Origin of the sequence: Photobacterium carnosum (assembly GCF_002849605.1) — a bacterium.
Lineage (GTDB): Bacteria > Pseudomonadota > Gammaproteobacteria > Enterobacterales > Vibrionaceae > Photobacterium > Photobacterium carnosum.
In genome coordinates, this window is the sequence record NZ_NPIB01000004.1 from 78,048 (window position 1) to 98,761 (window position 20,714).

General features: G+C 34.1%; 18 protein-coding genes. 11 read left to right on the top strand and 7 right to left on the bottom strand.

Translation table 11 applies throughout. The annotated features are described in order from the left end of the window. The first annotated feature begins 76 nt into the window (after positions 1–76). Genes CIK00_RS05465 through CIK00_RS05475 form a run of 3 tightly spaced genes read left to right on the top strand, consistent with a single transcriptional unit; the run spans position 77 to position 3,492 of the window. Entirely contained in the window at positions 77–1,528 is a 1,452-nt protein-coding gene (locus tag CIK00_RS05465) for an ATP-binding protein (RefSeq protein WP_101767910.1), read from the top strand. 13 nt (positions 1,529–1,541) lie between these two features. After that, positions 1,542–2,798 (top strand): ABC transporter substrate-binding protein, encoded by a 1,257-nt coding sequence (locus CIK00_RS05470; protein WP_101767911.1) that lies wholly within the window; start codon positions 1,542–1,544, stop codon positions 2,796–2,798. Positions 2,799–2,832: 34 nt separating this feature from the next. After that, entirely contained in the window at positions 2,833–3,492 is a 660-nt protein-coding gene (locus CIK00_RS05475; RefSeq protein WP_101768014.1) for an alpha/beta hydrolase, read from the top strand. Between the two features lie 34 nt (positions 3,493–3,526). On the opposite strand, the gene CIK00_RS05480 is transcribed toward CIK00_RS05475, so the two are convergent. The 3 genes from CIK00_RS05480 to CIK00_RS05490 form a co-directional block, all read right to left on the bottom strand. Beyond that, positions 3,527–4,225: an MATE family efflux transporter gene (locus CIK00_RS05480; protein WP_101767912.1), complete on the bottom strand. Its 699-nt coding sequence runs from the start codon at positions 4,223–4,225 to the stop codon at positions 3,527–3,529. Continuing rightward, on the bottom strand, positions 4,159–4,785 hold the full coding sequence (locus CIK00_RS21285; protein ID WP_101767913.1) for a hypothetical protein: 627 nt from the start codon (positions 4,783–4,785) through the stop codon (positions 4,159–4,161). The genes CIK00_RS05480 and CIK00_RS21285 overlap by 67 nt, the downstream gene beginning before the upstream one ends. Positions 4,786–4,857: 72 nt before the next feature. Then, positions 4,858–5,730, bottom strand: coding sequence for a glycosyltransferase family protein (locus CIK00_RS05490; RefSeq protein ID WP_101767914.1), 873 nt, complete (start codon positions 5,728–5,730; stop codon positions 4,858–4,860). A 24-nt stretch (positions 5,731–5,754) separates the two neighbouring features. On the opposite strand from CIK00_RS05490, the gene CIK00_RS05495 reads away from it, so the two are divergent. The 4 genes from CIK00_RS05495 to CIK00_RS05510 are packed head-to-tail and all read left to right on the top strand — an operon-like array spanning position 5,755 to position 11,301. Next, positions 5,755–7,545 carry a WecB/TagA/CpsF family glycosyltransferase gene (locus CIK00_RS05495; RefSeq protein ID WP_101767915.1) on the top strand — a complete coding sequence of 597 codons (1,791 nt, stop codon included), beginning with the start codon at positions 5,755–5,757 and terminating at the stop codon, positions 7,543–7,545. After that, the gene (locus CIK00_RS05500; RefSeq protein ID WP_101767916.1) at positions 7,545–8,714 is read left to right on the top strand and encodes a polysaccharide biosynthesis/export family protein; all 1,170 of its coding nucleotides are present in this window, start codon (positions 7,545–7,547) and stop codon (positions 8,712–8,714) included. The genes CIK00_RS05495 and CIK00_RS05500 overlap by 1 nt, the downstream gene beginning before the upstream one ends. Continuing rightward, positions 8,708–10,033, top strand: a complete 1,326-nt coding sequence (locus CIK00_RS05505) for a GumC domain-containing protein (RefSeq protein WP_101767917.1) — start codon at positions 8,708–8,710, stop codon at positions 10,031–10,033. Before CIK00_RS05500 ends, CIK00_RS05505 begins: the two co-directional genes overlap by 7 nt. Continuing rightward, on the top strand, positions 9,997–11,301 hold the full coding sequence (locus CIK00_RS05510; protein WP_101767918.1) for an O-antigen ligase family protein: 1,305 nt from the start codon (positions 9,997–9,999) through the stop codon (positions 11,299–11,301). Before CIK00_RS05505 ends, CIK00_RS05510 begins: the two co-directional genes overlap by 37 nt. On the opposite strand, the gene CIK00_RS05515 is transcribed toward CIK00_RS05510, so the two are convergent. From CIK00_RS05515 to CIK00_RS05530, 4 genes are all read right to left on the bottom strand, one after another. Further along, on the bottom strand, positions 11,249–12,274 hold the full coding sequence (locus tag CIK00_RS05515; RefSeq protein WP_167388519.1) for a glycosyltransferase family 2 protein: 1,026 nt from the start codon (positions 12,272–12,274) through the stop codon (positions 11,249–11,251). The genes CIK00_RS05510 and CIK00_RS05515 overlap by 53 nt on opposite strands. Next, a complete protein-coding gene (locus tag CIK00_RS05520; protein ID WP_101767920.1) occupies positions 12,261–13,556 on the bottom strand; it encodes an RraA family protein in 1,296 nt (431 codons plus the stop codon). The genes CIK00_RS05515 and CIK00_RS05520 overlap by 14 nt, the downstream gene beginning before the upstream one ends. Beyond that, a complete protein-coding gene (locus CIK00_RS05525; RefSeq protein ID WP_167388520.1) occupies positions 13,553–14,500 on the bottom strand; it encodes an SIS domain-containing protein in 948 nt (315 codons plus the stop codon). The genes CIK00_RS05520 and CIK00_RS05525 overlap by 4 nt, the downstream gene beginning before the upstream one ends. 326 nt (positions 14,501–14,826) lie before the next feature. Further along, the gene (locus CIK00_RS05530) at positions 14,827–16,203 is read right to left on the bottom strand and encodes an MATE family efflux transporter (RefSeq protein WP_193435454.1); all 1,377 of its coding nucleotides are present in this window, start codon (positions 16,201–16,203) and stop codon (positions 14,827–14,829) included. A 93-nt stretch (positions 16,204–16,296) separates the two neighbouring features. Here CIK00_RS05530 and CIK00_RS05535 point away from each other — a divergent pair, with 93 nt between their 5' ends. The 4 genes from CIK00_RS05535 to CIK00_RS05550 all read left to right on the top strand — a co-directional run bounded on the left by CIK00_RS05535 (position 16,297) and on the right by CIK00_RS05550 (position 20,599). After that, positions 16,297–17,181 carry a LysR family transcriptional regulator gene (locus CIK00_RS05535; protein ID WP_101767923.1) on the top strand — a complete coding sequence of 295 codons (885 nt, stop codon included), beginning with the start codon at positions 16,297–16,299 and terminating at the stop codon, positions 17,179–17,181. Between the two features lie 31 nt (positions 17,182–17,212). After that, entirely contained in the window at positions 17,213–19,126 is a 1,914-nt protein-coding gene (locus CIK00_RS05540) for a metallophosphoesterase family protein (RefSeq protein ID WP_101767924.1), read from the top strand. Positions 19,127–19,493: 367 nt separating this feature from the next. After that, a complete protein-coding gene (locus CIK00_RS05545; RefSeq protein WP_101767925.1) occupies positions 19,494–20,060 on the top strand; it encodes a hypothetical protein in 567 nt (188 codons plus the stop codon). 98 nt (positions 20,061–20,158) lie between these two features. Further along, positions 20,159–20,599, top strand: a complete 441-nt coding sequence (locus CIK00_RS05550) for a copper resistance protein NlpE (RefSeq protein WP_101767926.1) — start codon at positions 20,159–20,161, stop codon at positions 20,597–20,599. The last annotated feature ends 115 nt before the right edge of the window (positions 20,600–20,714 follow it).

A 20,714-nucleotide genomic window follows, 5' to 3' on the forward strand; every position in this document is an offset into this window, starting at 1 on the left:
ATCATCATAACTATGTTCGATAAAGTGTGATCGCTTATATGAGTGTCACACTTTTTTACTTTATGGATAATGGTTAATGAATTGGAAAGTGTTTTACCCGAAATCATTGGTTTCAAGAACATTGTGGTTAACCTTATTAGCTGTTTTTTTAGCACAAGTTATTGCAACGTCTATTTGGTATAGTCAATCAAAACAACGAGATTTAGACGGCTTGCAATCGACATCAGCAAGCATGGCGATAATGTTTGCTTCAACAGTGACATTTTTTCAATCGTTGCCAATGCAATATCGGCATATTGTGCTAGACCAACTGCGCAATATGGGGGGGACTCGTTTTTTTGTTTCTTTTAATGATGAAGAAATTCAGATTGATCCTATTGCTCATTCAGAACAAAAACAAATGGCGGTTTCTGTTTTTGAAAAGGTGCTACATCAAAAATTACCGCGTCTACCGACTATAAAGGTTGAATTCTCTCGTCCTGAAACGTTGCATGTTCTTAAAAATGATATTTTATTGAGCGATTTGCCTCGTTCATGGGTACATAATACATTAAGCCTAGAACCTCTAAATCCACCGATTTTAGTGGTGCAGATTGAATTAGAAAAAAACCAGTGGTTATATATCGCTGCGTTATTACCTGCACCTTATATGAATTTAAAAGATGAAGTGATCACTCGCCAACAAATATTATTTTTGGTGTTTATAACCAGTTTATTATTGGTGTTTACCTATATTATGGTTCGTCGCCAAACCAAGCCGTTAAAACAATTGGCCGATGCTGCAAATGCGTTAAGTCTTGATATTTATCAACCGCCACTGAAAGAGGAAGGCGCAACGGAATTGGTGATGGCGACTCGAGCATTTAATCGAATGCAGTTGCGATTGCGGCGCTATATTGAAGATCGAGAGCAATTATTTTCGTCGATTTCTCATGATCTAAAAACCCCCATTACGCGATTACGATTACGGGTTGAATTAATGGATGATGATAAAAAAATTGATAAATTTAATCATGATCTTGATGAATTAGAGATGATGGTTAAAGGGGCGTTACAGTGTGTAAAAGACACTGATTTACACGAAAATATTGTCCCAATTGATTTAAATCTGCTTTTAGCCAGTATTGCTGAACGCCATAATCACCACGAGCAAAAAGTAACTTTACCCACATTCATTATTTCGCCAATGATGGGTAAAGAATTAGGGTTAAAACGGTGTTTAAGTAATTTAATTGATAATGGGGTTAAGTATGGTCATAAAGTTACTGTTGCGGTAATCGATAAGCCGGACAAAATTATTATGACGATCACCGATCAAGGTAAAGGTATTCCAGAATCATCATTATCAGCGGTATTTGAACCTTATTTTCGTTTAGCAACTGACAATGATGGTCATGGCTTAGGGATGGGCATTGCACGTAATATTATTCATGCTCATGGTGGAAAGTTGATTATTAAAAATGGCTTAACACAGGGGCTCATTGTGATCGTCGTCTTACCGCGAGTTTTGTCTGTTGCATTAGCCTAAAGAAAGAGAAAGCATGAAACTAAAATATATAATACTCACCTTTGTTTTATCTTTGTTATTTGCCATAAAAGCTAATGCTGCGGGTCAAGTTGAAGTACTGCATTGGTGGACATCGAGCGGCGAGGCTAAATCAGTTAAAGTGCTGAAACATATGATGGAACAACAAGGTGATAGCTGGAAAGATTTTGCCGTAGCTGGTGGCGGTGGTGAAAGTGCAATGACAGTACTAAAAATGCGAGCCGTTTCTGGCAATCCCCCGACGGCGGCTCAATTAAAAGGTCATGATATTCAGGAATGGGGACGTTTAGGGTTCTTAACCTCGCTTGATGACGTCGCTCAACAAGAGCACTGGGACAATGTATTGCCGCCTGTGGTTGCTAATATAATGAAATATAATAATCATTATGTAGCGGTCCCCATTAATGTACATCGCGTTAATTGGTTATGGGTTAATCCTACGGTATTTAAAGCCGCTGGTGCCACTGTACCTACCACGTTAGCTGAATTCTTTGTTGCCGCCGATAAAATTAAAGCAGCAGGATTCATTGCGTTAGCACATGGTGGTCAGCCATGGCAAGACGCCACTTTGTTTGAAAGTATTGCGTTGGCAGTATTAGGTTCAGCTGATTACCGTAAAGCCTTTGTCGATCTTAATATGACCGTCATTAATAGCGTTAAAATGGTGGATGTATTTAAGCAATTTAAACGGATGAAAGCGTATATTGATCCAGAAGCGGAAGGGCGACATTGGAATTCTGCAACTGAAATGGTGATAAATGGTCAAGCCGCGATGCAGTTTATGGGAGATTGGGCTAAAGGTGAATTTGCACAAGCGAATAAACAAGCGGGTAAAGATTACTTATGCGTTCCAGCACCGGGTACTCAGCATCAATTTACATTTAATATCGATAGTTTGGCCTTTTTTAAATTAAAAGGCACAGCGGCCGATAATGTTGCTCAGCATGATTTGGCTAAAATATTATTAACCCCTTATTTTCAAAGGGTGTTTAATTTAAATAAAGGTTCGATTCCGGTTCGATTAGACATGGACATGTCGGCATTTGACCAGTGTGCGCTAGATTCAATGAAAGCATTTAAGCAAGCCTCATTATCTGGAGATTTAGTCCCAAGTTTTTCACAAAATTTAGCTACAACCGCGGATGTACAATCAGCGATTGTTGATGTTGTGAGTGAATTTTTTAATCAGAAAAATCCTGACCCAGAATTAGCACCATCTCGACTTGCGCGAGCAATAAAATCAGCGATATAGTGATAACGGTTTATATAAGGATAAGAACATGAATATAACCTATTTACCTTGTGTTGAAGTAGAACCAACCGTTAAGGCGACAGCGAGTGTTATCTGGTTGCACGGTTTAGGCTCTAATGGCCATGATTTTGAAGCACTATTGCCAGAATTACAGCTACCCGCTGATATGCCAGTACGTTTTATCTTTCCTCATGCAGCCTCTATTTCTGTAACCATTAATGGTGGTGTTGTTATGCCAGCATGGTATGACATTATTTCATTAGATGTGTCACGTAAGCTTAATGTCGATCAGCTTATAGATTCAGCGCAGTGTGTTATTGACCTGATTGAGCGAGAGATTAGCCGCGGCATTGCCTCTGAGCGAATCATTTTAGCTGGATTTTCTCAAGGTGGGGCTGTGGTATATCATGCTGCGCTGAGCTATGCCAAACCATTGGCAGGGTTACTTACGTTATCAACGTATTTCCCAACCTCAAATATTATTCAATACAGTGATGCTAATCGAGATATTGCAATTGAGATCATGCATGGTAGCGATGATCCGGTGGTTGTACCTAAATTGGGTGAAATGGCTCGTGATGATTTGATAGCGGCAGATTATCATCCACAATGGCGAACCTATCCAATGGAACACCAAGTGTGCATGCCTGAAATTCAAGATATCGCACAATGGATAACAGCACGCTTAAGCTAGGGTTTAACAAGCGGATAAATGAGGAGGAATCTATTTATTCGCTTTTAATTGCCAATGGAATGGCTGTTATTTTATAGACATTCAACCACGTTAGTAAAAATTGAATACATTTAGAGAGACAAAAAGATAACGCTGCGCCAGTGAGCCCCCAATAATATGAGAATAAAGAAATTAATAACAAGTGAATAATGCCAGATACAATCGTTATTGTTGAAATTAACATGGTTTTTTTTTCGTAAAATAAATAGTTATTGATCATTAAATACATGCCACCAAATATCTGACCAAGAAAAATAAGACCTACAATACTGTTACTTATCATGTAATTTTTACCGGCGATTAATGTAATTAAGGCAGAGCCATGAAAAAAGAAGAATATTGATACTGTTAATAATGAAATAAAATAAACAGAGGTTAAAAGCCACAGTTTATTTTTGGTATTGTCGTTGTTTTTATTTAATTGTTCAAATAACCACGGGTAATAGCTTTTGTTGATAGCATCAAACACAAATATAAAAATAGTGCTAATTTGAAATACGACAAGATATGATGAAATAGTAGCAAGGCCAAGGATGCCGCTAATAATGAATTTATCGGCCCCGACTAAGATAAAAATGCCAATTGAATGGGGAACTAATGGAAGACCTACCTTCAGAATATCTTTTATTATTGATAGTGATATACGAGAGAAAATAAGCCATTTGTTTTTGATGATAATAAATATTGAATACAAAAAAAAACCGCAGAAATAGCCATTAAGGCATAGATCCTAGCATCTATTTTATCGTGTAATATATACAGTAGCATCAATGTAAATAATGAAGACAGTATAATATAGCAGGAGTTATAGAGTGAATATTGATATGCTTGCTTTCTCATTTGCCACTGCCATAAACAAAATTGAATAAAGATTTGTGATATAGCAATGATCATTGCATATATAATCCATGATTCTGGCAATGATAATAATTCAGATAAAAATAATAAATTATTTGATAATATCAATGTAAAAAATAAGATAGAGAAGATAAGTATAATAATACAGCCACTATTATAGTGTTGAATGTCTTTATGTGTAGTCTCTTGGTCAAAAAACTTTATATTTGAAGCTTGAAAAACATTTAAGTGTAGAAAGGATAATAAACCAAAAATCAAGGTTTGGAATAATACTATTTGACTATATTCTTGAGTGGAAAGAAAACGCGTTAAAAATGGTAGAAGAAAGAGTAATGATAAACCATTCAAAATATTAGATATTAAATAAGCAGATGATTTTTTGAAAAAAGACGTCATAGAATATCCTATCCTGATATGTTTTTTATTTTAGTATAAAAATACTAAGCAATATTAATACCAACTAATATGCTATTTTCTTTTTTTTCTAAGTCTAAAAAAAGATAATTTTATTCGATACCATAACTGTCGTAAGGATGCGAATTTGTATCGACTTCGTGTCGGTATTTTCATTTTTGTGTCATTTTTTTTTGCAAATTGCGACCTAAATTGTATTTCCCATTGCTCGCCATATCTTTTTGCAAAACATTTTTCCATTTCAGCTTGAGCTTGGCAGCGATATTCATAAGCGGATTCATCAGCAAGGTTTAATTTATGTGCTTGATTTGTCTTCCAATGTACCCATAGATCGCGTGATACAACAGTTGTTAATCCGTGACTTAACGCCATATGTTGAAGCTCAATATCGATACCGTGTCCTCTTTTTAAGTCAGTATTGAAATAAGCGGCATGTTTTTTGTAACAGATAGATAAAAGTCGGTGCGAAACTAGAGTCATAATAGGTTGCGCGGAATAGACAGCACGATAGGGTATCGTTTGATGTACTAGGTCATGATGAGATTGTTCTGGCGTGATTTTTTCAGTCTCACCACCAATAAGGGAAGCCATGACGACACCAAAGGATTCTGATAGCTCATCAATCGTCTGATGACAGATATCAAAATAGTTAACGGCAGGATCAAGTTTTGCACTAGTCGTTATCAACAGATAGTAGTCAGAAGGACGATAAGTCATCAGAAATTGAAGGGTAGTATTTGCTTGTCCAGAAAATCGGACATTAAAAGGCAGTGATAAGTTGGTAGATAGTGCTTGAGGTGATTTATCTGAGCCATTATCAACGACAATAATATGTTCTGCTAAGAAACTATTCTTAATTAGAATGTCATATGTCTTATCTGTTTGCTTTGGAAGATTATAGTTAAAGATAACACATTGTATTTTCATTAATTATTATCCATAGGTAGTGTTATGAATAGAGTGATTAATAGAGTTACGATAACGGATGTATCTATACTCGATCGTTTAATAGCACTGCTATACAGTGTAGTTAGTTTTCCCGTATGGGTTTGCTACGCGATTCAAAACTATAGCTTATGTGGGCGAGTATTAAGCCGTTATGAATATTGTTGTGGGTTTGATTATCGATTTTGTGAGACCAGTCGATTAGCAAGACTCTTAGCTGTCGTAAAAGGAGACTTACATCTTATTGGTTATTCTCCAAAAATAGCATACAGCAGTGATAATCAATATGTAGGTGCTTTTTCTGCACGAGATATACATGAAAATTTAGGTATTAAGCCTATTGAATATCATCATTTAAATGATGATGTAGAGTTAAAAATTTATTGGTGGAAAAAATGCATATACCCATTGCTATATGCCTATTCTTTATTGTTTAAAGTAGTCGATAAACCAATCAATCAGCGAATAAAATGGTTTGGTATCGAAGTCTTTAATGGTCATCAAAATGTAGCCTTAAAAATAATCCAACAGCTAATTATAGCGATACCGAAGAAACATCCAAGCTTAATTGGTTATGTTAATGCTGATTGTTTAAATAAGCTTAAAGATAGTCATCATTATCGTGAAAATTTATCTAAATTTAATTTAGTACTACCTGATGGCGTTGGTCTTAAATGGGCGTTAAAACTTAAAGGTATTTTGCCTGGTGATAATATAAATGGTACTGACTTTAGCCCAAAGATTTTAGAATTAGCAGCACAAAAAAATTGGTCAGTATTTTTTCTTGGTGGTGAACGAGAGATTTCTAAAAAAGCATTAACTAGATTTAAAAATATATATCCAAAATTAAATATTGCTGGTAGCCATCATGGTTTTTTTGATAATGATCAATTAGTTATCGATTATATTAATAAATCAAAAGCTCAGATTTTATTTGTTGGTTTTGGAACGCCGATACAAGAGCAATGGGTTGTTGATAATTATAAATATTTATCAGTTAATATTGTTATTTGTGTGGGAGGAATGTTTGATTTCTATGCAGGTAAGGTACGACGTGCACCTTTATTGATTAGACAGGTTGGTTTTGAATGGTTATATCGATTATATCAAGAGCCAAAAAGGTTATGGAACAGGTATGTTGTAGGTAACGCCAACTTTATTTTTTGGAATGTATCACATGCATTAGATATTCGAATGTTTTGTTTGAATTTTTTATCACGAACCATTGATGTGGTTATTTCTCTTATAGCATTAATGATATGGGCTCCATTCCATACCATTTTGTATTGTCTATTATTTATTACAGAACGGAAAAACCCAATATTTAAACAAGTAAGAGTTGGAAAAAATGGTCAACGTTTCACTATGTATAAATATACAACAATGGACAATAATATCATTTTAGACGAAGAGGAATTTAAACGGTATGTGAGTGATGGAATAAGATATAAAAACAAATCAGATCCAAGAATAACAAAATTTGGTTTTTGGTTAAGAAAGTTTTCTGTGGATGAGATCCCTCAATTTCTTAATGTATTAAAAGGTGAAATGAAATTGGTTGGGCCACGACCTGCTTTAGAGAAAGAAGTTGAAAAATACACTCAAGTTCATAAATTACGATTGTTAATAAAGCCAGGTATGACAGGATTATGGCAAATATCTGGGCGTTCTGAATTATCATGTAATAAACAATTTGAGTTGGATTTACATTATGTTGTAACTAGAAATATAATGCTAGATTTACTTATTTTAATAAAAACAGTTCCTGCAGTACTTAGTGCGAGAGGAGCAATGTAATGCGATTAATGACTATTTTAGTAATGATTGTATTATTATTGGGTTGTACAAGTAAAAATACTATTAATAGTTATAGTGCAACTAATTGTTTGAATTATTGCAACGAGAATTGTAATAATACATTATTACGACAAAATAAAAATAGTAATGTCAATGGAATGATAACTCAACAAAATTTAACGAAGATATTTAATACAAATGAAATATTATCATCTGGTGATGTATTAAATGTTAATATAATGAATAATGTGATTTTATCAAAAGATTATATCATTAAATCAAATGGTAAAATATATTTACCATGGATTGAGCCAATAAAAGCTGAGGGATTATCAATTGATGAACTAAGTGATAATATACGCTATTCTTATGTGAATAATAAAGTTTTTAAGAAGGCTAGTTTTTACTCTGTTATTACGGTGATAAAATATGCTCCAATTTCAATAAAAGTAAATGGGGCTGTATTTAAACCTGGTTTTATTATTATTAATAAAAATGATCCGTTATTAAACCATTATAAAGATTTAGGTATTTCTCATACAGAGGATAAGATGCTTACTTTAGCGATTAAACTAGCAGGAGGAATAAAACCGACGGCTGATATAACAAATGTCAGATTAGTGCGTGATGGGGTAAGTTATACAATTGATCTTAATGGTATTTTAAACGATGGTAGCTTTAAAGATATTCCATTAGCTAACGGTGATGAAATTTATATAGGATCCGCATCATGTGTCGATGTAGATTTGATACGAGTGTCGAAAATAACCCCAATTGGTATTAAACTATTTTTATCTAATACAACAATACCAGCAGAAAATAATAATTTAAGTAATATTAATCGTGATACGAGAGAAATGCCTTATGGTTCTCGGCTTATAGATGCCGCCTTTGGGGCTAATTGTATGGGAGGTACTGAGTCAACAAATAGTAATCGTGGTGTTTTATTAATAACATCACTAAATAATAATGATAATTTAGTAGCATTAAAAATTAGTACTTATGATTTAATTAAATATAGAAATAATCCGCATTATAATCCTTATTTAATGAATGGAGACAAGATGGCTTGTTATGATTCAGGGATGACAAATTATTTAGCTATTATTAAGTCATTAACGCAAACATTATTGCCAGTTACTCTTATGCATGGACTAATAGGATGGTAATTAAAGCATTAAAATATAATATTCTATTTTTTATTATAGGTTTTACTTTTATTTGGGGAGTACTTCTTGGGTCTTTAGTATTGAAAAATAAATATGAAGGGAGATTAACACTTATATTTCCATCTTCTCAATCAGATACACGGTTAAAGTTATTAAGTATTGGTGAGATGACAACAAATAATAAATCTATTTTTTCTAATATGAAAATAGATCCTAAAGAAACATATAAAGAGATTATTATGAGTAATGAATTAAGGGAAAGCATTGCTCATGATCTTGATGTACTATTAGTTAATATTCCCGTACCAAAAATTACTAATGTACCTCAAACACCATTAATTAAAATTTCGATGATTAGTGATCATAAGAAAAACTTGGTATCAATGCTAGATTCATTATTACATAACTTAAATAGTAAAATAGAAGAGCATAGAATTAAATATATTGAGTTTAGAAATATATCTAATAAAAGTAAAATTGACAATTCTAAATTTAAGATAGACTTGTTAACAGAAAAAATAAAAAACATTAGAGTTGAATATAATATTTTGCATGATGATTCTAATAACTATTACTCTGAAAAGTTATATAAACTAGATGATGTTTTTCGTAATAAAAAAATTGAACTTATATCATTAAAAACAAAACTAGAACAATTTGAGAAAGTTTTAAAGTTAACAGCAGAAGACGCATCATTAGCTCTATATATTAATTCAGATTATATTTTGAAACAGCTATATCAAGAAAGAGCTGAAGTATCATCAAAACTTTCATTATTAGCCGCTGTTAGTGGTGCGAATAATCCTGATTTTAAAAATATAAAAGAAGAATATCGCCAGTTAACAAAAAATATAAATCATAGGCTATCTTTTTTAAATAAAGGTCTAAATGACAATAATACAAAACGATTAATTTTAAATATAGATATTGATGAGCGTTCTGAAATATTTAAAGTTTATGTGCTAAACAAAATAGAATATCAAACAATAGTTAATGAATTTAATCAAATTGATATTGAGATAAAAACATTAAAAAATACATTAATAGAGATGTTAGATAAACAAAACCAATTAGAGATGTTAACTAAAAAGCTAGAACTCCATGAGGCAATATATTTTTCTAAATTAAGTAATGAGCAAGCTTATATTGATGATGCTGAATATATTTATCCTGACATTCAATTATGGGAAGAGGCTAAAATAGTAAATGAAAAAGGGAAATATACGCATATAATAATTATTATTATCGGTATTATCGCAACTATTATTTGGATTGTTATTTTATGTCTATTTTACAAAAAACAACATTTAAAAATATAGATGAAAAAATAATATATTACACTATAGTGCTTACTTATCCATTATATTTACTTGGTGGATTATATTTAGTTGGACCTGTTTTAGCTTGGTTTTTATTATACCATGCAGTAACAATTATATTTAATCATAAAGTTAAAATTCATTATTTAGCAATGCTTTGGTTGTTTTCAATATTATTAATTGAAATTGTTGTTGTTATTGGGTCGTTCAATACTGGACATAGTTTATTAATGACGATTAAATCAACGATTGGTTGGGCAAAAGGATGGGCATTAATTGGTGTTTTTATTTTTATTGGTGCTATTTTACCTATAAGGTATTATATATTACAACAAGCGGTAATTAATATATTATGGCAAAGTTTATTAATATCACCACTTCTTATTATTGTGGCTTTTCTTGATTTTCCAACGTTGCTTTACATTTCACCTTTAAAAATATTCGGCGGTGGTGGCGAGCAATTTTTCAAAGTATGGTTGTACTGGAATGATATAAATACAGGATTACCACGCTGGCAATTATTTGCACCATGGTCACCAGCCTTAGCATTTTATGCATTATTAGCATTATCAATTATTTTACCAAGAGATTCTGACAGGTTAAAATATATTGCTATTTTTTCTTCTATCACCTTGATATTATTATCTGAATCTAGAGCTGGAGTGATAATCTTGCTCATATTATTATTTGTTTATTTTATTAGTTGTTTTTTTGATATTATTTATATTTTATTTATTCTTCTTTTCTCTATTTTGATATTTGGGGTTTTTAGCGAGGAAATAATTGGAGGTATATTAGATTCAATCAATTATATAAATAGTATGCGATCTGATTCTAGTATGATAAGGAAAACATTAAATAATATTGGGCTATATCGTTGGTATAATGAGTCTTTTTGGTTTGGTCATGGGAATGTTGAGCGAGGGCCTCATATCGTTCAATTTATGCCAATTGGAAGTCATAATACGTTTATTGGTTTATTATTTATAAAAGGTATCATAGGACTTTTATTATATGTAGTTCCTTTAATACTAACGACAGTATATTTGTTTTTTAAAAGTTTTATTCGACGTGATTATTTGGCCGGATTTTTTGTTATTCTTATTTTTTTAATGTATTCATTTACTGAAAATATTGAAATATTATCATATCTGATGTGGCCAGGATGGTTATTTATTGGAATGTCATTAAGAGCATGTTCTTATCGCTGTGATCTTAATGCGATTGACTTTGAAGATAACGGCCAAGCTTTTGTTGTGCGAAAGTGAAGAGACGATGAAAAACCGTCTTAGGTAATATAATTAAGAGTAGACTAGATCCTAAAGTAACAATTGTTCTCGTTGGCTCTTCAATTAATATATTAGGATAGATCCGTATAGCTTTAAATATGTAACAGATAGATTCTTTCTTTTTGTTTTTTATTATAGCCCAGCGTGAAATATATCGTAACTGATAAGCGAGTGCTTTATGTCTATATTGTTTAATTAGATTGGGGTTATAGTTTCGTACTTTAGTGTTCATTTTTAACCAATTCAAGAGTTGTTTTTTATAATCAGACGATAATCCTTGAATATTTATTCGATAGACAGTTAGTGGGTAAGCTAATCCTTTCATTTTCAGATTTGTGATGGTAAATAACCGCATCCAACATTCAACATCTTCAGATTGGGTTAATGATTCATCAAAAAATTGCATATCAGAATGGTGTTTTTGACAATAAAAGCCAATTTTTTTTAAGACGACTGTTTTAATGACGGCAGATGATCCATTTCCGATAGGATTTCGGCAATAAAGATCACTGATTGTGATGTTATTTATTTTAGGCGTCTGTTGTAGGTTAATAGATTCATTATCCATGTTTATTAGTTTCGATTGACTATAACTCATCGACACATCAGAATTTAATTGATGTAAATAATAATGGGCTTTTAACTTATCTTTATGCCACAAATCATCCCCATCTAAAAAAGCAATAAACGTGCCTTTAGCATGACGAATACCAGTATTTCGAGCGCCACTTAGGCCCCGGTTTTCTTGCTCGATAAGCCGAAATCGGTCATCTTTTTCTATAAATTGTTTGCATATATTAACGCTGTTATCTTTACTGCCATCGTTAATCATGAGTACTTCAAAATTTGAGAAGCTTTGTAGTAATACCGATTTTAAGCTATCACATAGATACTCTTCTACGTTGTAGATCGGTATTACAATCGAAAAAAAAGGAGCATTAGAAGAAGCCATATTTCGCCACCAATTCATCAACATGAATATCATTGGATATGTCATTTAAAATATGTCGCTCATTACGGATGAGTGTAAGAGCCCGTTCAATTACTTGGTGTTCGACTTGCTGCGGTACAATAACAATGCCTTCATTATCGGCATAAATAAGACAATTGGGCTCAACAGTTACATTATCAAGCGTAATTGTTTTGTTGAAATGTTCAACTACCGCTCTATTTTTAACATCTTGGCAGTTATAACCTTTAGAAAATACAGGATAATTCAAGTTTGCGACATTCTGGCTGTCACGGGTTGCACCATCAATAATGGTTCCGATAGCTCCTGCTCTAATGGCTAAATTTGCATTTAATTCACCAAAATAGGCATAATCTGAAATTTCATTTTCAACAACAATAATGTCATTAGGGACAATATATTTATAGGTATTTAATGCATTGTAAATACCTGCGGGTGATTCGTCTTGGTGTTTTTTACGTAACTTTAAGGTTTTTGCACGGCCAAAAATTTTTGTCGGGGTATAAGGTTTAAGTTTTTTTATGACTTGGTTTGGGTAACCGAGTTCATCTAATATATCTGACAATATTGCACTCGATATTGATGCTGAAATATTTTGTAATAAATGATTTTCTTGTTCTCGTATTCCAGCAGCAATGAGATTGGCTAGTTGAAAATCTTCAGCCCAATTAACATCAATGGCTTCTATTGGTGTTGCGTAGATAAGGTAAGGATTATTACCTATACGTCGTTTTAATGTAAGCGCATGGTCACGATACATAATATACATACCCATGGTTTCTATGATCGTATCATTCAGATCGACACTATTGGGTATATGCTCAATATCATAACTAGGTTGGTTATTATTCCATAAATATTGTTTTTCTTTTTTTACCATCACGGCACTGTCATATGCAGGGTTGCTTATGAGTGTTGCTAAGGTATCTTCAATGGTTTGAATTTCAATAAATGGGCTGGTGCATAGTACTTGTAAATAAATATCAGCATCAATATGGGAAACTTCATTTAAAAATAAAGCATTACCATCGGTTGTGTTACTGGCTAGCTGAGGCTCTCGTTTCATGATGTGAATAGGAAGCTCGCTAGCGATATCTATAAATTGCTCGCTATCAGTATCAAGCCATACCTCATCAATAGATGGACACTTTACTAATTTTTCTAACATATTGATAAATAAAGGCTTACCATCAAGTAGTTGACTGTTTTTTGATGGTATGCGATCGCTATTACCTTTTGCTGGAACAACTGCAATTATTTTCATATTTTCTTCCTGTAAATACGAGTATATACACCTGAGATATGCTGAATGTTGTTATGATATACTATAACAATAGTATTAATATTGTGTTGTTGCATAAGTTGTTCTGCATCATGTACCGTATGATTGTCATTTAAGGTTATTGGATTGACCGACATGATTTCCTTTGCTGGAATGTTTTGCCAATGTTGAGGGTTACGAGAGATAGCGCGATTAAGGTCGCCTTCGGTAATTAGGCCTTGGAGTTGTTGTTGGCTACCGACGAGTACACATCCTTGATGGCCTGATAATAATTGAGATAATACCTGTTGTAATGGGGTATCTGTATTAATAATAGGTACTGATTGCAATTGGGTTTTAAGTGGCTTTAACGCATTTAATCCTAAGTTGCCATGGGGATGATTTTTAGCAAAAACAGTCTTAGAAAATGCATGATTTTTAGCAATGGCAATAGTGATAGCATCACCCATAACCAATGCACAAGTTGTTGAAGATGTCGGTAATATACTGTCAGAATCTGCTTCTATTGATGAACCTGCAATAAGATTTAGATCGGCTTGCATAGCGACGCTATTAGTATGATTTCGAGTTAACGTGATAGTAGGGATCTTGCGTTGCTTAAGTTGATATTGTAGTGCAAGTATTTCAGGGGTTTCTCCAGAGTTGGAGATCAAAAAAGCCAGATCATGACGCTTTAATGGCCCTATATCACCATGCATGGCCTCACTTGCATGAAGGAATGTTGCATTAATGCCGAGGCTTTTTATTGAGCTTGTGATTTTATGGGCAATATGACCTGATTTACCGATACCTGAAAATATAATTTGACCTGTTTGACGTTGGATTAAATCCATCAATACTTCAGATTGCGTCGTTGTTAATTGGCGCTGCATATCTTGAAGTGCCCCAATTTGTAATGACATTGAATTAGATATTAGTGAATGCATTATATTTCTTGCCTCAAAATTGATTATTATTCTTAAAAATAAGCAAATATTAAGCCAATAGCGTAGTATCTTATATGTCATGTATATTATCAATTGCTGATATATTTTCTTATTACATGCATATTTTCCTATAAATAAGAGGTTTTATTTTATATTTTTTATTGAATATTTATTTTGCTTTGCTTTTTGCAAGCGATAAAATAGATAACTATCATACTGATAATATAACGTTATTTATGGATTGGAACGGCAGTTATAAAGAAAATACCTGTCAAAAAATTATAATGGTAATAATTCAATGACAGATATTAACGTGATATCGAAAATTAAGGCTGAAGTATTAATGGTTCAATATCAGCTGTATTTTCTCGACAACGCTGACGAATATCTAACCACAGCATAGGAATAACAATAAAACTGAGTAGAACAGTTGATAGTGGCATTGATAACCAGACCCCTTTTACGCCTAGCCATTGTGGTAGAAAGTATAAAAAAGGAAGTTGTACTAACATATTACTGACTGAAATAGCTAACGCTTTGCCTGCTTTATCTACCGCCATAAAGTACACCGTTGCAAGGACAATTAAGCCATCTAAAAACATTGCAAATAAGTGTAATTGAATGCCACCCACCGCTTCTGATGTCAATGCGGCATTACCGCTATTAAACAATCCAATCAATGTGCGTGGGAAACTGTACAGTAATGCAAACCATGTGATACCTGCAATAATGGTGACTTTAATTGCTAAGTATGTTGTTTTCTTAATGTTTCTTGGTTGTTTAGCACCATAGTAATAACTGACTGGTGGTTGCATGCCCTCTGCAATGCCTTCAGCGACTAAGTAATACAATGTCATCATATAGCCGACAATCGCAAATGCTCCGACTGTTAGTTCAGTACCATATTGCATAAATTGATAATTATGTAGTGCAACAACAAAGCTCGTATAGAGGTACATAATTAATACTGATGAACCAAGGCTAACGATTTTCCAGCAGTGGTTTAATTGAATATTAATCATTGTTAAACGGATACGAAGCGGTGAATATGAAGAACAAAAGTAGAGGATCCCGCCTATAACTGTAATGGCTTGAGCAATAATAGTCGCAATCGCAGCACCTTGTAATTGCCAGTTGAAGACACCAATAAAGAGATAATCCAATCCAATATTGGTTAATGCTCCCGTAATTAATAAGCCAGTTGCTATTTTAGGGCTATCATCATTACGAATAATCATTGGAATTGCACCAGCAAAAATAGTCACAAATGCCGCCCAACCAAAACTTTGAACATATTGCAGTGCTAGTGTTTTTATGGAGTGGTTAGCACCTTGGATCGTTAATAATGTTTCACCAAAATGAACAAATAACACTAATGCAATAGTACTAACTACGGCAATTAATAGTACCGCATGATCTAATGCGCGCTGTGCATGTTGTGAATTATTTTCCCCTCTAGCGATAGAGATCAGTGTGCCACTACCAATACCGATCATCAAACCTAAACCTGATAATAAATAGGTAATCGGCCATGCCATATTAATCGCCGCTAATCCTTGATAACCCACATAGTGGCCAACAAAAATACCATCAACAATTTGATATAATCCAGTGACTAACATTGCAGCTATAGATGGAATAGCATAACGCCAAAAATTTTGGTTGATAGTGAGTGTTGGCGGTGGTAAGTGAGTAATTTGCATAAGATGCCTCATGATATTGATAACGGTATTATCCTTGTTTCTTAGATTGTTCAAAGATAATATCTATCTTATTTTCGGATGGTTTAAACTGTTATGGATTGGACATTAGATCAGCTCAATGCGTTTGTTATATCAGTAGAACAGGGATCGTTTTCAGGTGCCGCTCGGCGAATAGGCAAAGCACAATCACGTATCAGTACCGCAATTAGTAATCTTGAGGCTGATTTAGGCTTTGATTTGTTTGATCGTAGCGCCCGTTTACCGGTGTTAACGCCGGCTGGCGAGCAGATGTATGAAGAAGCAAAAGTGGTTTTAGCACAATGCGACCGATTACAATCGCGGGCGTTAACATTAACGAAAGGTGAGGAAGTATCACTCACGATCGCAATGGATGAGGCGACACCGACAACCGTATTTGAAGAGTTTTTTGAGCGCGTAGCCGTTACTTTTCCACTGCTAAAGTTGACTATTATCAGTGGTTCAAAAGATGATATCGCAAGTCAAGTTGACGACTTAACCGCTGATTTAGGGATTTTGTTTTTCAGTAAAACACTGCCTAATAGTTTAGAGTTTACCCCTATTTGTGAATTTAATTCATCGTTAATTGTGGCTAAAAATCATCCTTTAGCAACAGTATCAGCACCCACGATGCAGCAGTTAGGCCAATATCGACAATTATTAATTTGTGATCGAATGGGGTATTACCATACGGATGCACTCTCAGCTAACTATTGGCATATTGATAGTTATTATTCGATCACGGCATTTGTGTTGAGAAATATGGGATGGGCGTTTGTGCCTGATCATGTGTTTAATTATTCAATATTTAAAGATGGGGTAGTGCGGTTATCGATTGAAAATATTCCAACCTCGCCTTGGATTGATATGGGATTAGTAAAACGACGTGATCAAGGTAATGGCCCAGTATTACGTTGGATGTATCAAGAACTTAAAACAATGTTCGCACAACATAACTAGCAATTTTTGATTTAGAGATGGTAGAAAAAAAATGAAGAACACGGTGGCAAGAGATCCCCTACCATTAATTGTAGCGGGGCCTATTTTACGTAAAGCAACCGCAAAAGAATTAACATTCTGGTTAGTGACAACGCGTCAATTTGAAGCTGATTTTAGTGTTTTCATGGGATCAAGTGAAACACCTTTTTATGAGGCAAAATTTGACGCTTCTCATCAAATTCAAATTGGTAAACATGCGTGGGTTGTACTCGCGCATTTTAAGGGTAATTTCCCGCAAGATACACCACTTGAATATCAAGTAACGACAGTTGAAGGCTTACTAACTGAATTAGTCCCTAATTTATTGTATGGCGATGAATCTCGTTTAAGTGTCGTCATTCAACAACGGGCTGACTATGTATTACATGGTTCGTGTCGTAATCCGCATTACCCAAGTAAAGACAGTTTAGTTGCCGCTGATCATAAAGTGAGTACGTTAGCTGCAATTGATCGCCCGAGCTTATTAATGATGAGTGGCGATCAAATTTATGCCGATCATGTTGCAGGGCCAATGTTGGATGCAATTGAACAAATAACGGTATTGTTAGGTTTACCTGATGAGACCTTTGAACAAGCGACAATTGCGGATACTACTGCGTTGTATCAACATCCACATAATATTTATGGTCGTGATAAATTACTACCGCATTATGTTAATAATGAAAGTTGGTGGCGACGTTGTTTGCCGACAACGACTCAGCCTATTTTTAGCTCGCGTGAATGTGAAAATCATTTAATTAGTTTCAGTGAATTTTTTGCGATGTATTTATTGGTGTGGTCACCAACATTGTGGCAATTTGTTGATCGTGACCGTTTTGTGCGTAATGGATATTGTAATGCAGGTGTTGCAGTCTCGCTTAAGTGGCAGCAAACATGGCAACATGAAGCACCTATTATTGATGATTTTGTTGCAGGGCTTGATAATGTCCGTCGATTAATGGCGCATATCCCAACGTATATGATTTTTGATGATCATGATATTACTGATGATTTTCAGCTTAATCGACGTTGGGAAACAGCAGCTTACGATAATTTATTTTCACGCCGTATTATTGGTAATGCTTTAATTAGCTATTGGTTATGTCAAGGCTGGGGGAATGCGCCCGAAAAATTCACGCCATCTTGTTTAGCATTAGCACGAACGTTTTTTAAGCAACCAACAGCTGAGAGGCATGATGCACTGGCTGCGTATTTTTATCGTTTTGAAGATTGGCACTATACAATCGCAACAGTGCCAAAGATTGTGGTGTTAGATACTCGTACACGTCGTTGGCGTTCAGAATCACATCCCAATCGCCCCTCAGGATTAATGGATTGGGAAGCATTGATTGAATTGCAGCAAGAATTATTACATGAACCTGCAGTCATCATTGTTTCTGCAGCCCCTATATTTGGGGTTAAATTTATTGAAACGTTACAACGAATGATGACGTTATTAGGACAACCTTTAGTGGTTGATGCTGAAAATTGGATGGCTCATCCAGGTTCTGCCAATACGTTATTAAGTATTTTTACCCATACTAAAACCCCAACGACATTTATAATATTATCGGGCGATGTTCATTATTCTTTTGCTTATGATATTACGCTACGTAATTTGAAAGGGCAGTTTAAAATCTTTCAAATAACGTGTAGTGGGCTGAAAAATGAATTTCCAACTCGATTATTGCGATTTTGCGATCTGATGGATCGGGGTCTTTATAGTCCACATTCGCCCCTGAACTGGTTTACTAAACGTAAGCGATTATTGATTGAAAAACGGGATCCCGACATCGCGGGCCATCATCGGCTAATTAATCAGAGTGCTATTGGTGAATTATTCCTTGATCAACAGGGAACGCCATTAGTTATTGATATATTAACCGCTGAAGGAACTGTTATTCATTTTCCAGCGAAAGTTTCTTGATGATAAAATGACAGTATGTTCACCGTTGGTATATATATTATTTGATAATAATCATTCTAGGTTTATTTTATGTGATCTTTATTATTATCACTATTATTGATTAATAAAGTATTTAATAGTCTTATTTTTGTTGTCAAGGTGTGATCTGCTTTATTGTTTTTTACGTCTAAAAATGGATATTAATAGAGATGAATATAATTTCTCATATTTATGATTTTGTTTTTATAAATAAAACAGATTTAATACCGCAGAACCAAAAAAAATGACCTATTATTGACTTTGACATGACGTTAACTAGATATATTTCTCAAACTAATAGTAGATACTGTTAAGGTTATATTTTAAGGTGGATTTTACAGGAGTTGATATGAAAAGAAATATTATTGCTATCGCTATTGCTGGTTTAGTGCTTGTTGGTTGTGATCAAGCAAGTCACGATTCGGCAAAAGAATCTGCGGCTTCAGTAAAGGCAACAGCAACACAGGTAAAAGAGGATGCTGCTACCACAACGGATGCAGTGCTTGATTCAACGAAGAAAGCGGTAAATGATTCTGCAGACGCTGTAAAAAATACAGTTAACGACGCAGTGAATAAAGCAAAAGAAATGAAAAATAGCGTAGTCGATAGTTCTGATGCGGCAATGGCTGATTCTAAGCAGGCAGTATCTGACTCGACTAATGTTGTTGAAGATAAAGCCTCTGAGCTAAAAGATAGCGCAGAAGATGCAACGACTAACGCTATTGATGCATCGAAAGAAGCGGCAGATAATACTAAGGCTGTGATGGAAAATGCAGCGACTGATGCTGCTAATAATGCGACAGAAGTAAAAGATAGCACTATTGATAAAACTAAATCAGCGATAAATGACGCCGCTGATATGATGAATAAATCTGTTGATTCAGCAGAGAAAAAAGTAACTGATCTAACAAATTAATCAATATAATAAAGTAATAAAAATATTGATATTCACATTAAGAAGCCGAGCATTATTAATTGAGTGCTCGGTTATTCTTTTTTCACAAGGAGTTTACGGTGAAAAAAAAATATTTATTGGCCGCGATGGTTGTACTTGCATTAGCAGGTTGTGATCAAGCAAAAAACAGCGCTAATGTTTCCACAGCAAAACAAGCTGACGTGCATACGGCACAAAATTCATTAGATTGGATGGGTGAATATAACGGCATTCAGCCTTGTGGTGATTGTTCTGGTATTGAGACGAGCTTAACCTTAAATAAAGACGGTACATTTGTTTTAAATGAAACCTACCAAGGTAAAGAGACGAAGCCATTTGTTAATAAAGGTAACTTTAAGTGGAATGATCATGGTGATACCATCACATTGAATCTTACCAGTAACAAGTCTGTGAAATATTTTGTGGGTGAGCGCCGTATTTTCCGACTTGATCAAAAAGGTCAGCGTATTACCGGTGATTTAGCCGATGCTTATACTCTTAAGCAAACTGATGATGATTAATTTATAAAAAAACACCCTGATGTCTTTTTATTAAGTATAGATATCAGGGTTTGTTATTGATAATAGATATTAGTTTATTTGTCTTGCCATTATTACTATGTTGTTAACCATTGCT

Coding starts and splice junctions, on each gene's coding strand:
- CIK00_RS05465 (WP_101767910.1), top strand. CDS start 77: ATGAATTGGAAAGTGTTTTACCCGAAATCATTGGTTTCAAGAACATTG.
- CIK00_RS05470 (WP_101767911.1), top strand. CDS start 1,542: ATGAAACTAAAATATATAATACTCACCTTTGTTTTATCTTTGTTATTT.
- CIK00_RS21285 (WP_101767913.1), bottom strand. CDS start 4,785: ATGACGTCTTTTTTCAAAAAATCATCTGCTTATTTAATATCTAATATT.
- CIK00_RS05490 (WP_101767914.1), bottom strand. CDS start 5,730: ATGAAAATACAATGTGTTATCTTTAACTATAATCTTCCAAAGCAAACA.
- CIK00_RS05495 (WP_101767915.1), top strand. CDS start 5,755: ATGAATAGAGTGATTAATAGAGTTACGATAACGGATGTATCTATACTC.
- CIK00_RS05500 (WP_101767916.1), top strand. CDS start 7,545: ATGCGATTAATGACTATTTTAGTAATGATTGTATTATTATTGGGTTGT.
- CIK00_RS05505 (WP_101767917.1), top strand. CDS start 8,708: ATGGTAATTAAAGCATTAAAATATAATATTCTATTTTTTATTATAGGT.
- CIK00_RS05510 (WP_101767918.1), top strand. CDS start 9,997: ATGTCTATTTTACAAAAAACAACATTTAAAAATATAGATGAAAAAATA.
- CIK00_RS05515 (WP_167388519.1), bottom strand. CDS start 12,274: ATGGCTTCTTCTAATGCTCCTTTTTTTTCGATTGTAATACCGATCTAC.
- CIK00_RS05520 (WP_101767920.1), bottom strand. CDS start 13,556: ATGAAAATAATTGCAGTTGTTCCAGCAAAAGGTAATAGCGATCGCATA.
- CIK00_RS05525 (WP_167388520.1), bottom strand. CDS start 14,500: ATGCATTCACTAATATCTAATTCAATGTCATTACAAATTGGGGCACTT.
- CIK00_RS05530 (WP_193435454.1), bottom strand. CDS start 16,203: ATGCAAATTACTCACTTACCACCGCCAACACTCACTATCAACCAAAAT.
- CIK00_RS05535 (WP_101767923.1), top strand. CDS start 16,297: ATGGATTGGACATTAGATCAGCTCAATGCGTTTGTTATATCAGTAGAA.
- CIK00_RS05540 (WP_101767924.1), top strand. CDS start 17,213: ATGAAGAACACGGTGGCAAGAGATCCCCTACCATTAATTGTAGCGGGG.
- CIK00_RS05545 (WP_101767925.1), top strand. CDS start 19,494: ATGAAAAGAAATATTATTGCTATCGCTATTGCTGGTTTAGTGCTTGTT.